Here is a 12,996-nt window from a genome sequence, read left to right as displayed (position 1 = left end):
GCGATTATCCCCGGGCGTTGCCCCACCCCTAGAATGCCCCGGGTGAACGCCCCCCTGCCCGCCCACCGCCGCCCCATCCGTGAACTGCCCGACGAGCTGATCAGCCAGATCGCGGCCGGCGAGGTGGTCGAACGCCCCGCGTCCGTGGTGCGCGAGCTGGTGGACAACGCACTGGACGCCGGCGCCACGCAGATCACCGTGCGGCTGCAGGCCGGCGGGATCCGGCTCATCAGCGTGGAGGACGACGGCATCGGCATCCTGCGCGAGGAACTGCCCACCGCTCTCAAGCGCCACGCCACCAGCAAGATCGCCAGCCTGAACGACCTGGAAGCCGTGGACACCATGGGGTTCCGCGGTGAGGCGCTGGCTGCCATCTGTTCCATCGCCGAAGTCTCGGTGCTCACGCGCACCGAAGAAGGCGCGGCGCACGGCTGGTTGCTGGACGGCCGCAGCGGAGAGCTGCAGCCCACGGCCCGCGCACGCGGCACCACGGTGGAGGTGCGCGAGCTGTTCTTCGCCACGCCCGCACGGCGCAAGTTCCTCAAGTCCGAAAGCACCGAGCTGGCCCACTGCATCGAAGCCGTGCGCCGCCACGCGCTGGCGCGGCCCGAGGTGGGTTTTGCCATCTGGCACGACGGCAAGCTGGTGGCGCAGTGGCGCGCCGTGGCGCCCGACCTGGCCGGGGGTGAACACCTTCTGGACGCGCTGCGCCGCCGCCTGGCCGACGTGCTGGGCGAAGAGTTCATTGAAAACGCGGTCGCCGTGAACTGGCCGGCCAGCGATTTGCCCGGCGAAGAAGCCACCGCCGGCGGCCAGCAGCGCCTGCGTGTCTGGGGCTTTGCCGGCGTGCCCGACTCGGCCCGCTCGCGCGGCGACTGGCAGTTCGCCTATGTCAATGGCCGCTTCGTGCGCGACAAGGTCATCACTCACGCCGCGCGCAGCGCCTACGAGGACGTGCTGCACGGACACCGCCAGCCGGTGTATGCGCTGTACGTCAGTATCGACCCGACCCGGGTGGACGTGAACGTGCACCCGACCAAGATCGAGGTGCGCTTCCGCGACAGCCGCGAGGTGCACCAGGCCGTGCGCCATGCGGTGGAAGGCGCGCTGGCCGCGCCGCGCTCGACGCAGACGCTGCCGGTGGCCACCATGCCGTCTGCGGAGGCACTGACCGAGGCGCCCGCCTCGTCCTTCCTGAGCCCGGTGCCGCGCCAGCAACCCCTGCCCTGGCGGCCGGACGTGCCACAGGTTGGCCAGCGCGTGAGCGACCTCGAAGCGCTGTGGCGCCCGTCGGAGCGGATCGCGGCGCCGCTGGACGCACCCGACATCCGCCGCGCCGGACTAGAGTTCAGCCCGAACACGGCGACTCCCGCCACTCCGGCCCCCCTGCCCGACGGCGAATGGCCGCTGGGCCGCGCCATCGCGCAGCTGCACGGCGTCTACATCCTGGCCGAGAACGCGCAAGGGCTTGTGGTGGTGGACATGCACGCCGCGCACGAGCGCATCGTCTACGAACGCCTGAAACAGCAGCTGGACGCGCACCAGATCAGCAGCCAGCCGCTGCTGATCCCGGCCACCTTCGCCGCGACGCCCGAAGAAGTCGCCACCGCGGAAACCACAGCCGAGGTGCTGGCCCAGCTGGGGCTGGAAATCGTGCCGTTTTCGCCCAAGACCCTGGCGGTGCGCGCCGTGCCCACCACCCTGGCGGCTGGTGACCCGGTGGAACTCGCCCGCAGCGTGCTGGCCGAACTGAGCCAGCACGACGCCAGCACCGTGGTGCAGCGCGCCCGCAACGAGCTGCTGGCCACCATGGCCTGCCACGGCGCGGTGCGCGCCAACCGCCGCCTGACGCTGGACGAGATGAACGCCCTGCTGCGCCAGATGGAAGTGACCGAGCGCAGCGACCAGTGCAACCACGGCCGGCCGACCTGGCGGCAGCTGGGCATGAAGGATCTGGACGCGCTGTTCCTGCGCGGACGCTGATCGGCCTGTCCGCACCAAATCAGAGCAACCCGGCACCCAGCCGGTCGGCTAAAGCGCACCATCAGCAAATGTTGCGCACCATTCATGCGCCTTTTGGCATGCGAAATACCGTTTTCGCATAATTTCATGCACTTTTTCGGAGCATGACACGCATGAAATACGCTTCGGTCCACGACTTTCTTTCCCACGTTGAAGCCCGCAACCCGGGTCAGCCCGAGTTCCTGCAGGCCGTCACCGAGGTGATGGAAAGCCTCTGGCCCTTCATCGCCGCCCACCCCAAATACGCCGAGCAGGGCCTGCTGGACCGCTTGGTCGAGCCCGAGCGCGTGGTCATGTTCCGCGTGTCCTGGGTCGACGACCACGGCCAGGTGCAGGTCAACCGCGGCTACCGCATCCAGCACAGCATGGCGATCGGCCCCTACAAGGGCGGCATCCGCTTCCACCCCTCGGTCACGCTGTCGGTGCTCAAGTTCCTGGCCTTCGAGCAGACCTTCAAGAACGCGCTGACCACCCTGCCCATGGGTGGCGGCAAGGGTGGCTCGGACTTCGACCCCAAGGGCAAGAGCCCGGCCGAGGTCATGCGCTTCTGCCAGGCGTTCGTGATGGAGCTGTTCCGCCACGTGGGCCCGGACACCGACGTGCCGGCCGGCGACATCGGCGTGGGCGGCCGCGAGGTCGGCTACATGGCCGGCATGTACAAGAAGCTGGCCAACAGCGCCGCCAGCGTGTTCACCGGCAAGGGCCTGGCCTTCGGCGGCTCACTGGTCCGCCCCGAAGCCACCGGCTACGGCACGGTCTACTTCGCGGAAGAGATGCTCAAGACCCGCGGCAAGTCCTTCCAGGGCCTGCGCGTCTCGGTCTCGGGTTCGGGCAACGTGGCGCAGTACGCGGTCGAGAAAGCCATGGCTCTGGGCGCCAAGGTGATCACCGTCTCCGACTCCAGCGGCACCATCGTCGACGAGGCCGGTTTCTCGCCCAAGAAGCTGGCCATCCTGATGGACGTGAAAAACCACCACTACGGTCGTGTGAGCGACTACGCCGCCCGCACCGGTGTGAAGTTCGAAGCGGGCAAACGCCCCTGGCACGTGCCGGTGGACGTGGCCCTGCCCTGCGCCACCCAGAACGAACTGGACGAAAGCGACGCCCGCACCCTGATAGCCAACGGCGTGGTCTGCGTGGCCGAAGGCGCCAACATGCCGTCGACCATCGAGGCCGCCAAGGCCTTTGAAGCGGCCGGTGTGCTGTACGCACCGGGCAAGGCGTCCAACGCTGGCGGTGTCGCCACCTCGGGCCTGGAAATGAGCCAGAACGCCATGCGCCTGTCGTGGACGCGCGAGGAGGTGGACGCCCGCCTGCTGCAGATCATGCAGGGCATCCACGCTGCCTGCGTCAGGCACGGCCAGCGCGCCGATGGCAGCGTGAGCTACATCGACGGCGCCAACATCGCCGGCTTCGTCAAGGTGGCCGACGCCATGCTGGCGCAGGGCGTGGTCTGACGCATCAGGTGGTGTAGTCGCCGCTCGCCTCGGGCTGGAACAGGATGGCTTTCACCCGGGCCGAGCGCGGCTCGCCCTGCGGCGTGTGCCAGTGCGCGCGCCCACCGACGCGCAGCCCCAGCAGGCTGGCGCCCACCGGCGAAAGCACCGAGACAAAGCCTTGGGCCGGCTCGGCGTCGTCGGGATAGCAGAGGGTGAGCTTGCGCGGTGCCGTTTCGCCCGCTTCAAGGATCTCGATCTGCGAATACATGGTCACCACGTCGGGTGGCACCTCGGGCGAAGGCACCTGCTCGGCCAGATCGAGGGCGTCGGGCAGACCGGCAGGCATGCGCTGGGTGCCCAGCTTGTGCAGGCGGACGAAATCGAGTTCGGTGACGATGCGGTCACCACGGGACAACAGGGACATGTCGGCTCCAGAAAAGGCGTGTCCCGACCTCACGAGGGTCAGGACAAGGATGCGCTCTGGTGGAGGGGCCCGGCGATCGCGCGTGGCGCGAATGAATGGGAGAGGGAGGGGATCGCCGGGCTCAGGAATGTGCGGCCGTCGCGCCACCGCCTGAGGTGTGGACGGGCACGCGCGCACCCGGTTCCGTCGCCAGAGGCGACAGAGCGCGACACAGGGTCGTCGGGTGGTGGATGCGCAGCATGGGCGGCAATGTAGGCAGGACAGGCGCCCGTGTCAACCGGTGAGCGTCCGGCGGCGACCGGCCGGCGCGCCGGCAGTGAACTTTCCACCGGTCTGGTGGATCGTGTAAGCCCATGAAGCGCCTGATCGCCCTCGTCCTCCTCTCCGCCGCCATGCTGGCGGGCTGTGCCTCCCTCGACGAACGCCAGCGCGGCTGGATCTTCCAGCCCTCCGACCGGAGCTGGTGGCGTGGCGAGGAAGCTGCCCAAGGCATGCAGGACGTTTGGATCGAGTTCCAGTCGCAGGAAACCAACCAGCCGGTGAAGCTGCACGGCCTGTGGAGCGCCCACGAACGTTTCGAGAGCGACCCCAAGGCCCCCGTGCTGCTCTACCTGCACGGGGCGCGCTTCAACGTGGTGGGCTCGGCCTTCCGCGCGCGGCGCATGCAGGAGCTGGGCTTCTCGGTGCTGGCGGTGGATTACCGGGGCTTCGGCAAGAGCACCAACACCCTGCCTTCGGAGACCATGGCCTACGAAGACGCCCGCGCCGCCTGGGACTGGCTGGCACGCCAGTACCCCGACCGGCCGCGCTACATCTTCGGCCACTCGCTGGGCGGCGCGATCGCCATCGACCTGGCGGCCCAGGTGCAGGACGAAGCCGGAACCCTGGTCGAGGGCACCTTCACCTCGATTCCCGATGTGGTCAGTTCCTACAAGTGGGGTTGGCTGCCGGTCGGTCCGCTGATCACCCAGCGCTTCGAAACCGTGGAGCGGGTCAAGAAGATCGGCTCGCCACTGCTGGTGGTGCATGGCAGCGAGGACCGCACCATCGCGCCGGAACTGGGCCGCAAGCTGTTCGAGGCCGCCACCGGCCCCAAGCGCTTCGAACTGGTCGAGGGCGGGTCGCACCACAACACCAACGCGGTGGGGCAGCCGCAGTACCGGGTGGCGCTGGCCGAACTCTTCGGCATGAAGTGATCCTCCCGCGCCGCCATCGGCGTCGCACCGGTCGAACATGAGGCCATCTGCTACCCTCAAACAGATGTCCGCTTCCCGTTCCGCCATGTCGCCCAGCCTGATCGTGCTGGTGCTGTCCCTGCTGCTGGGCCTGCAGCCGGTCACCACCGACCTCTACCTGCCCGCCCTGCCCTCGATCACCCAGGGCTTTGGCGCCAGCATGCCGCAGGCGCAGCTGACCCTCACCGCATTGTTGCTGGCCTTCGGTCTCTCCCAGCTGGTCTGGGGACCGCTGTCCGACCGCTTTGGCCGCCGCCCGGTCCTGATGATCGGGACCGGCCTGTATGTGCTGGCCGCGGTGGGCAGCACGTTTTCAGCGTCGATGGAGCAGCTCATCGTCTGGCGCATCCTGCAGGGTATTGCCATGGGCGCAGGCGTGATGTGCGCGCGCGCCGTGGTGCGCGACCTCTACGCGCCGGTGGATGGCGCGCGGGTGATGTCCAAGGGACTGACCGGCCTGGGCGTGATCGCCTGCGCGAGCGCGCCGGTCGGCGGCCTGCTGGCCGACCTCGCGGGCTGGCGCATGGCCCTGATGGCCCAGGCGGTGTTCGGCGCCGGGGCGCTGGCGCTGCTCATTTGGCGCTTCGATGAGACCCTGCCGCAGAAAAACCCGCGCGCGCTGGAGCCGCTGACCCTGCTGCGCACCTGGGGCCGCATCCTGCGCCACCCGACCTTCTGGGCCTTCACCCTGCTCTCGGCCACGTCCTACGGCGGCCTGTTCACCTTCCTGGCCGCCTCGTCGTTTGTGTTCATTGGCGTGCTGGGCCTGAGCAAGACCGCCTACGGTCTGCTGATGCTGGTGATGTCGCTGTCCTACATCGTGGGCACCTTCATCTGCCGCCGCCTGCTGCAGAGCCTGGGCGTGCGGCGCACCGTCGTCATCGCGGGCGGATGTACCCTGCTCGCGGGCAGCACCATGGGGCTGCTGGCACTGGCGGGCATCCAGCACCCGGCTGCCATCCTCGGGCCCTTCATCCTCTTCATGCTCGGCCACGGCGTGCACCAGCCCTGCGGCCAGAGCGGCGCCGTCGCCCCATTCCCGCAGGCGGCCGGCGCGGCCTCCGCCATGAGCGGCTTCCTGATGATGGTCACCGCCTTCTTCATGGGCGGCTGGCTCGGCAAGAGCCTGGCCGAGAACCCCGGCAGCGTGCGGCCGCTGACCGATGGCCTGTGGTTCTGGAGCGTGTTGATCGCGCTGACCGCCTGGACGCTGGTGCAGCGCCACGGCGAGGTGAAGACGCCTCCGCAGCGCGTCACCCCGGGAGCGGCCGATGCCCGCTGACCCGGTGCGCTGCATCGCCATCGCCGGACCGACCGCCAGCGGCAAAAGCGCTGCCGCGCTCGCCATCGCCCAGCGCTGGCCGGTCGAGATCATCAGCGTCGACTCCGCCCTGGTCTACCGGGGCATGGACATCGGCACCGCCAAACCTTCGCGTGAGGAACAGGCACTGGTGCCGCACCACCTGATCGACATCACCGACCCGCTGCACGCCTACAGCGCGGCCGAATTCGTGCGCGACGCGCAGCGGCTGATCCAGCAAATCCGGTCCCGCGGTCGCACGCCGCTGCTCGTGGGCGGCACCATGCTGTATTTCAAGGCGCTTATGCAGGGTCTGGACGACATGCCCCGCGCCGACGCCGACGCGCGCGCACGCATCGAAGCCGCCGCCGCGGCGCACGGCTGGCCCGCGATGCACGCCGAACTGGCGAAGGTCGACCCGGTCACCGCCGCCCGACTCGCGCCCAACGATGCCCAGCGCATCCAGCGCGCGCTTGAAGTGTTCGAGGTTTCGGGCCGGCCGATCTCCTCGTTCCAGACCGGCGGGCAACGCGAAGCGGACAACCCGGTGCCGGAAGGCGCCTTCCTCAGCCTGGAACCCGCCGACCGCGGGTGGCTGCACGAGCGCATCGCCCAACGCTTCGACGCCATGCTGGCCGAAGGCTTCGTGGACGAGGTGCGACGCCTGCGCGCGCGCGGCGACCTGCACCCGGACCTGCCCTCGATGCGCTGCGTCGGCTACCGCCAGGCCTGGGAGGCGCTGGACGCGGCCGGCGATGCGCCACTGACATCCGCTCAACAGGCCGAACTGCGCGACCGCGGCATCTTCGCCACGCGCCAGCTCGCCAAGCGCCAGATCACCTGGCTACGCTCGATGCCGCAGCGGCGGGTGATCGCGTGCGATGCGCCCGATGCGCTGGCGCAGTTGCTCGCCGCGGTCAGTACCCTTTTGAGTTGACCCCTTGACTCAGGGGTGCACCCTAACCAAACGGACGTACCCGTTCCGGTAACGGGAAACCTGACTCACATTCGCAGTGGGAGAGCCGACCGCTGTGCCCTCAAAAGAGGCCTGGAAACCCGGTAGACCCAGTTTCTGGTGCACGGGATCGTAGATGGTCTGCGAATGTATCGTCATGGACCAGAACGGCAGCGCGCCTGGTCCGAACCCGCTCATCGGGAACGCCGAGACGTCCATCTGCGTCTTCGTTGTGTCCGGGTCGCGGAGATACAGAGAATCAAGCTCCTTGATCCCAGGCAGGCGCCAGCCCGGCAGCGACGCCGCCCTCGACAAGGCGTCATACAGATTCAAGGACAAGGGTTGGCCGTTGCAATTGGTTCCGGTCCAGACTTGCCCCTCGGCGCAACGCCGCCATTGGAGCTTGCTCCAGTTGTCCACGAGCACGTTGTTCGCAGCGTCCCGTCCATATGGAACGGTCACCGCCGAATAGCGCGATGTCGTGGGCACAGAGGATCCGCGCACCAGATGCAGATACAGGCGATTGTGGGAGGTAGCGACGTAACCCAAATCTTCCTTGGCACGGAAATCGAAGTCCACGAAGTGACCTGCCGCACCAGGATTGCCGGCCAACCACCCCTCGCGCGCCCGCACAGTCACCACACCGTCCACCCTCTGCCTCACTACGCCGCCCGAGTTGTAGGTCACGTCGTAGTCCCAGGTGGCCGAGTCGGCGGAGATGTAGGGGCCCACACCGCCAATCGGAGGCTGGAAGAAACCTCCTTGGACATTCATGACGTTGACCAGCTCAGACGCGGTGGGAATGCGCCAGTCGGAGTAGCCGCACAACTGGATGTTATTGATGTAATCCACATAGGCACGGCTGGCGTCCGGAGAATCGATCTCGGCCTGCGTCGGAGCACGAGAAACATAGAAAACGTTGTTGGGGAAAAACTCCTCGACCTCGACTGCCACCTGCGGACGGTCTGTCCGGTCAATATGCAGGAACGATCGAGACGAACTCCTCATGCCATCGCTTGTCTTGACCTCCCACATCAGTCCCGTCGTCCTGTCGAGCTTGCAGTCCGTTTCCGGCCGACCCTCCACCTGAGCAAAGCGGGTCGTGTCATTGGGCACCGCCCGGTTGCCATCCACATGCTCCCTCGGCGGCATCTGTGTGGCAGTTTCACAGGGACTGTATTCGTCGCTGCCGTCCGGGGAGATGCAACCACGCCCACCATCGCTGCGCGAAACGGGCGAAACAGGCAGCGCAGAACCGCTGGTTCGGACGTAGTACCCGATGCCTTCATACTCCATGTGCGGTGCCGTCGCGATCACGTTCAGGCGCTCCGCTTCGCTGGCAGTGTAGAAGTGCGTGCCTGCCGCATTGTTGAAGAACCGGTGCATCGGCGTCCACCCGGAACCTGCAAAGGTTGTCGCGTACCAGGAGATGCCTTCATAGTTGAAGTACTCCCAGTAATAGGTGCGCACGAAGTCCCGCTCTTCCGGGTCGATCGTATAAAAGTGGGTCCCGGTGTAGATGCTGTAGAAGCGATAGACCGGGCTGAGCGGGACATCCGAAGACGTCAATGCAAAGAAGGCCTGTCCTTCGTAGCTGAACTGGGGCAGATTCCGTTCGATGGAAGCCTTCTCCTCAGCAGACATGGTGTAGAAGTGCGCACCGGTCAGCGTGTTCAGGAAGCGGTGAACCGATGCAGGGGCACCCCCATATGCCTTGGCGACCGACTGAAAGGCCTTCGTACCCGCGTACTTCTGGCGCTCACCCATGAGTTCTTCCGGCTGACCGGCGAAGCGGCCATTGAACCGTTTGGCCAAGCGCTGCTTCATTTCTGTCAGATCAAGGCCAATGACCGGCTTGCCGTATGAGGAATCTTCCAGACCCTTTGCGTGGCCTCTCGTCAGGTCGGTTTCCGTCGCAGAGCTCGCAGAGGCCCTCTGCGTGTCTGCATCCTGCACCTGTCCTCCGGTGCCACCGCCGCAGGCGGCCAAGGCACTGACCAGGAACACCCCGGCCAATGATCTAAAAAAGCTCATGAACACTCCCTGTTGGGTGGCACGCAGCCAAACGATCTGAATTGTATTCATTTGTATCAAATCTATTCCGAGCCTCGCTCTGGTTCGTCAAGGACAATGCCGGGATGGGCTTGGTCCTTCAAAAACTCGCAAAACGCTACGGCAGCACGCCCGTGTTTTCCAACGTCACCCTCACCGTCGCCCCCGGCGAGTTCGTCGCCATCGTTGGCGAGTCGGGGGTGGGCAAGTCCAGCCTGCTCAACTGCATGGCGGCGCTGGACGACTGGCAAGAGGGGTCGATCACCCTCGACGGCACCGACCTTGGCCAACTGGACGAGACCCAGCGGGCGCACTGGCGGCGCGAGGCGCTGGGTTTCGTGTTCCAGGCCTTCCATGTGCTGCCGCACCTGGACGTGGGGCAGAACGTCGGCCTGCCGCTGCTGCTGCTCAAACGCCCCGATCCGGCTCGGGTCGCGCAGGTGCTGGAGGCGGTCGGGCTGGCGGGACTGGGTGAGCGGTTGCCCGCGCAGCTGTCGGGCGGACAGCTGCAGCGCGTGGCGATTGCACGGGCACTGGTGCACCTGCCGCGGCTGATCCTGGCCGACGAGCCCACCGGCAACCTCGACCCGTCCACCGCCGCGCAGGTGATGGACCTGCTGAAGGCGCAGACGCGGGAGAACGGCGCCTCGCTGATCCTGGTCACGCACTCGGCCCACGCCGCAGCGCGGGCGGACCGGGTGCTGCATCTGACGGCGAATGGGTTGACGGCAAAACTCCCGGACTGACAGCAGATTGGCGCACCCGCCCACGCTGCCTCCTGTCACCCACGCTGGCGCATTCAAAACTGCGACGGATGTCAGCGGCTCTGCTCCTGCAGATGAAGCCCGGAACCATCGATCAGAACCCGATCGGGTGCGGTGTTCAGCGCCGCCTGCAGATGAGCCCGGGCTGCGTTGCGGAAGTTCTGCTCGACCGCTGGTTGCGGGTTTTTCTGCAGCGACAGGTGGGTCACCGCCATGAAGGTCCCGACCATGGCCGACTGTTCGTAGAGGCGCCGCCGGCCCGACGGTGAGAGCCGCCGGAAGTCCGGGCTCTTGTCCAATGCCACCCGCATCTGCCGGGCCAGTTGCAGGAAGTGCGGATCCGGCACCTCGACTCCGTGCAGCGCCATGTAGTTGCCCGCGATGTAGGCAGCCACCGCCCCGGCCGCATCGCCCGCCGGCAGACCCAGTTTGCGTTCGAGCTGACGGTAGACCTCGAAGGCCTGAACGTAGGCCTGCCGTGTGCGCTCCCGTTGCTCGACAGGCACCGCTTGAGCCAGCTGACGGGCGCTTTCTTCCACTCTGGACCCGCCCTGAACCTGGGTGCTACCGATCGCGCCCGGTCTTTTCCCAGTTCCGGAACCCGATTGCCCGGTGAAAGGAACCGTCGTTGCGTTCGGGAACAGCGGCAGGATCAGCCCCTCGTACACCGGTGGCGGGGGTGGCGGGATGTCAAAAGCGAGAGAGCTTCCCGCGCTGCACCACAAGGCTGCTGCGACACACAAGCATGCTGACGATCGGAAAAGTACCGGTTTCATCATCGCCTCCCCAGGCAAGAATCTTCACAAAGGTGCAAGCGCCACAGGTGTCACGCGCTCGCGGCGTACCTCAGAGGCGATTGTCCACCCGTACCCGCCTCACGGGCCTTGTCGCCCACGCTGGAGCGTCGGGAGGATCGCGGGTATGCACGACGCCAGTGCCGCGCCGGCATTGGCCACCAGATCCCTGCCCTCCGGCTCACCGTCGACCACCCAGACCTCGACGTCGTCTCGCCCGACTTCCACGACGTTGCAGGTTTTCCTGAGGGCTTCATGCAGGCGCAAGCCCAGTTGCTCGGACCATACGGGATCGTGAACCAGCGTCGGAAGGTAGGCGTACACCTGCCAGCGGAACCTGGCCCCTTCCTTCCACTTCTGGGCGGTCACACGCAGCAGCGGTTGCGCCGCGGAAGTGTGCGACCAGGACTCTTCGATTTCGTCGTCGGGGTCGAGCTGCTCGATGCGGATGTCCGCAGGAATGCGGGCATGGAATGTTGGTTGACGCGACGCCTGCCGCCACAGGCGAGTCACAAGGACGACGAAGCCACCCCCGAAAAAGAGAACGGTCGCCCAAGCGATGATGGCTTCGGGCCAGGACAGATCGGCGAAGGCCAGACACAGCGCGCCGGCAAGGGCAAACGCAAGGGAGCCAAGAGCCCCCTTCCACAGATCCTTGTGCATTCACACCCCCCTGAAAGTCAGCCGCGATTCTTGCACCGGTGAAGTGCGCGCGGGGCGGTTGCACACTGCACCTGACCGCCTAGGGCCTGGTACCCGGCGCCTAGACCTTCAGGAACAGATCCCGATCCGGCGCGAAGCTCGCGTGCAGCGGCAGCAGCGCCCCGCCAAGCGCACGCGCGTCGGAGCCGATGGTGCCGAGTTCGAGCCGGGGCATCGCGAGCAGACCTTCGGGGTTGTAGGCCTTGAGTGCCTCGCCGGTGCGCTGCCAGAGTTCGCGCAGCAGGTCGGGTACCACCACGCCGTCGATCACCACCGCCTCCACGTCGAGGAAGGCCGTGCCCGCCACCACGCAGTGCGCCAGCGCCAGCGCCGCGCGATCAATCCACTCGCGCGTGTAGGGCAGCCAGTGGCCGGCCAGCGCGCGCGCATCGTAGGCGGCCATCGGGTCCAGCCCGTGTTCGCGGAAGCGCTGCTCCAGGTCCCACAGCGAGGCTTGGCTGATCAGCTGCGGCGGCAGCTCCCGCGGGCTCGCCGACGCGGCCACCTGCAGCGGCAGCGAGGCCACCGCACCCGCGTTGCCGTTCACGCCGCGGTGCAGGTGCGAGTCGATCACCAGCCCGCCGCCGACGAAGGTGTCCATGAAGAGATACAGGAAGCTGTGCAGGTCGCGCCCGCGCCCCTGCAGCAGCTCGGCCACGCAGGCGGCCGAGGTGTCCTTGGCGAAGCTGACCGGCAGCTCGGTCATGGCCTGCACCTCGGCGGCGAGGTCGAGGTGGGTCCAGGCGTCGGACTGCGCCTCGGTCAGGCCCAGCATGCGGTGCCAGCCGCCCAGCTGGAAAGGCGCCGCCACACCCACGCCGACCACCCGGCTGCGCAGACCACCCAGGTCGTCGAGCAGGCGGTTGAGGTTCTTCTCGATCTCCGGCAGCAGCGATGCCGCATCCGGAAACGGATAGGCGATCGACAGGCGCTGACGCACCCGCCCGAGAAAGTCGACCAGCAGCCAGTCGGCGCTGCGCCGGCCAATCTTGATGCCGACCGCGAACGCACCGTCGGGGTTCAGGCCCAGCGGCACCGAGGGCTGGCCGACCCGGCCACGCACCGGTGCCTCGCGCACCAGCAGCTGGTCTTCGTCCAGACGAGCGGTGATCAGGCCGATGGTCTGTGCCGTCAGCCCGGTCAGCCGTGCCAGTTCTGCCTTGGGCATGCTGCCGTGCACCCGCAGCGCCTGCAGCACGACGCGGTCGTTGAACTGGCGCATGCCAATCTGGTTCGAGCCGCGCTGGCGCAGGCGCGGGGCGTCGCCCGCGTCGGCGCCACCGTCCGGCGCCGGCGGATCGATCGGCTC

At 67.3% G+C, this 12,996-nt stretch carries 11 protein-coding genes; 6 read left to right on the top strand and 5 right to left on the bottom strand.

Going from position 1 to position 12,996, the window contains the following annotated elements; translation table 11 throughout:
* Positions 1-33: 33 nt before the first annotated feature.
* Both mutL and gdhA read left to right on the top strand, forming a co-directional pair.
* A complete protein-coding gene (gene mutL / locus HFL01S_RS08335) occupies positions 34-1,983 on the top strand; it encodes a DNA mismatch repair endonuclease MutL (RefSeq protein WP_066257270.1) in 1,950 nt (649 codons plus the stop codon).
* A 152-nt stretch (positions 1,984-2,135) separates the two neighbouring features.
* Complete coding sequence (gdhA, locus tag HFL01S_RS08330; RefSeq protein ID WP_066257265.1) at positions 2,136-3,479, top strand: NADP-specific glutamate dehydrogenase; 1,344 nt, start codon at positions 2,136-2,138, stop codon at positions 3,477-3,479.
* Between the two features lie 4 nt (positions 3,480-3,483).
* Here the strand turns inward: gdhA and HFL01S_RS08325 are convergent, their stop codons facing one another.
* Positions 3,484-3,885 (bottom strand): GreA/GreB family elongation factor, encoded by a 402-nt coding sequence (locus HFL01S_RS08325; RefSeq protein WP_066257263.1) that lies wholly within the window; start codon positions 3,883-3,885, stop codon positions 3,484-3,486.
* 353 nt (positions 3,886-4,238) lie between these two features.
* Here HFL01S_RS08325 and HFL01S_RS08320 point away from each other — a divergent pair, with 353 nt between their 5' ends.
* The 3 genes from HFL01S_RS08320 to miaA all read left to right on the top strand — a co-directional run bounded on the left by HFL01S_RS08320 (position 4,239) and on the right by miaA (position 7,357).
* Positions 4,239-5,081 (top strand): alpha/beta hydrolase, encoded by an 843-nt coding sequence (locus HFL01S_RS08320; protein ID WP_066257261.1) that lies wholly within the window; start codon positions 4,239-4,241, stop codon positions 5,079-5,081.
* Positions 5,082-5,145: 64 nt separating this feature from the next.
* On the top strand, positions 5,146-6,402 hold the full coding sequence (locus HFL01S_RS08315) for a multidrug effflux MFS transporter (protein WP_218008617.1): 1,257 nt from the start codon (positions 5,146-5,148) through the stop codon (positions 6,400-6,402).
* Complete coding sequence (miaA, locus tag HFL01S_RS08310) at positions 6,392-7,357, top strand: tRNA (adenosine(37)-N6)-dimethylallyltransferase MiaA (protein WP_066257257.1); 966 nt, start codon at positions 6,392-6,394, stop codon at positions 7,355-7,357. The genes HFL01S_RS08315 and miaA overlap by 11 nt, the downstream gene beginning before the upstream one ends.
* 9 nt (positions 7,358-7,366) lie before the next feature.
* On the opposite strand, the gene HFL01S_RS08305 is transcribed toward miaA, so the two are convergent.
* Positions 7,367-9,460 carry a DUF1566 domain-containing protein gene (locus tag HFL01S_RS08305; RefSeq protein ID WP_066257254.1) on the bottom strand — a complete coding sequence of 698 codons (2,094 nt, stop codon included), beginning with the start codon at positions 9,458-9,460 and terminating at the stop codon, positions 7,367-7,369.
* A gap of 53 nt (positions 9,461-9,513) precedes the next feature.
* Here HFL01S_RS08305 and HFL01S_RS08300 point away from each other — a divergent pair, with 53 nt between their 5' ends.
* Positions 9,514-10,173: an ABC transporter ATP-binding protein gene (locus HFL01S_RS08300; RefSeq protein WP_066257252.1), complete on the top strand. Its 660-nt coding sequence runs from the start codon at positions 9,514-9,516 to the stop codon at positions 10,171-10,173.
* 71 nt (positions 10,174-10,244) lie between these two features.
* Here the strand turns inward: HFL01S_RS08300 and HFL01S_RS08295 are convergent, their stop codons facing one another.
* The 3 genes from HFL01S_RS08295 to HFL01S_RS08285 form a co-directional block, all read right to left on the bottom strand.
* Positions 10,245-10,859: a DUF6683 family protein gene (locus tag HFL01S_RS08295; protein ID WP_157538810.1), complete on the bottom strand. Its 615-nt coding sequence runs from the start codon at positions 10,857-10,859 to the stop codon at positions 10,245-10,247.
* Between the two features lie 207 nt (positions 10,860-11,066).
* Positions 11,067-11,648 (bottom strand): hypothetical protein, encoded by a 582-nt coding sequence (locus tag HFL01S_RS08290; protein WP_066257247.1) that lies wholly within the window; start codon positions 11,646-11,648, stop codon positions 11,067-11,069.
* Positions 11,649-11,748: 100 nt separating this feature from the next.
* Entirely contained in the window at positions 11,749-12,909 is a 1,161-nt protein-coding gene (locus HFL01S_RS08285; protein WP_084383163.1) for an ROK family transcriptional regulator, read from the bottom strand.
* Positions 12,910-12,996 lie beyond the last annotated feature (87 nt).

The sequence above is a fragment of the Hydrogenophaga flava NBRC 102514 genome, from assembly GCF_001571145.1.
Classification (GTDB): Bacteria; Pseudomonadota; Gammaproteobacteria; order Burkholderiales; family Burkholderiaceae_C; genus Hydrogenophaga; species Hydrogenophaga flava.
The sequence above is the reverse complement of the archived record's forward strand: the minus strand, read 5'-3'. Positions and strand labels throughout refer to the sequence as shown.

Bases quoted from the DNA above. Each gene is read 5' to 3' on its own strand.
- HFL01S_RS08325 (WP_066257263.1), bottom strand. From the start codon at position 3,885: ATGTCCCTGTTGTCCCGTGGTGACCGCATCGTCACCGAACTCGATTTC.
- HFL01S_RS08300 (WP_066257252.1), top strand. From the start codon at position 9,514: ATGGGCTTGGTCCTTCAAAAACTCGCAAAACGCTACGGCAGCACGCCC.
- HFL01S_RS08285 (WP_084383163.1), bottom strand. From the start codon at position 12,909: ATGCGCCAGTTCAACGACCGCGTCGTGCTGCAGGCGCTGCGGGTGCAC.
- HFL01S_RS08315 (WP_218008617.1), top strand. From the start codon at position 5,146: ATGTCCGCTTCCCGTTCCGCCATGTCGCCCAGCCTGATCGTGCTGGTG.
- gdhA (WP_066257265.1), top strand. From the start codon at position 2,136: ATGAAATACGCTTCGGTCCACGACTTTCTTTCCCACGTTGAAGCCCGC.
- HFL01S_RS08305 (WP_066257254.1), bottom strand. From the start codon at position 9,460: ATGAATACAATTCAGATCGTTTGGCTGCGTGCCACCCAACAGGGAGTG.
- HFL01S_RS08320 (WP_066257261.1), top strand. From the start codon at position 4,239: ATGAAGCGCCTGATCGCCCTCGTCCTCCTCTCCGCCGCCATGCTGGCG.
- HFL01S_RS08290 (WP_066257247.1), bottom strand. From the start codon at position 11,648: ATGCACAAGGATCTGTGGAAGGGGGCTCTTGGCTCCCTTGCGTTTGCC.
- miaA (WP_066257257.1), top strand. From the start codon at position 6,392: ATGCCCGCTGACCCGGTGCGCTGCATCGCCATCGCCGGACCGACCGCC.
- mutL (WP_066257270.1), top strand. From the start codon at position 34: ATGCCCCGGGTGAACGCCCCCCTGCCCGCCCACCGCCGCCCCATCCGT.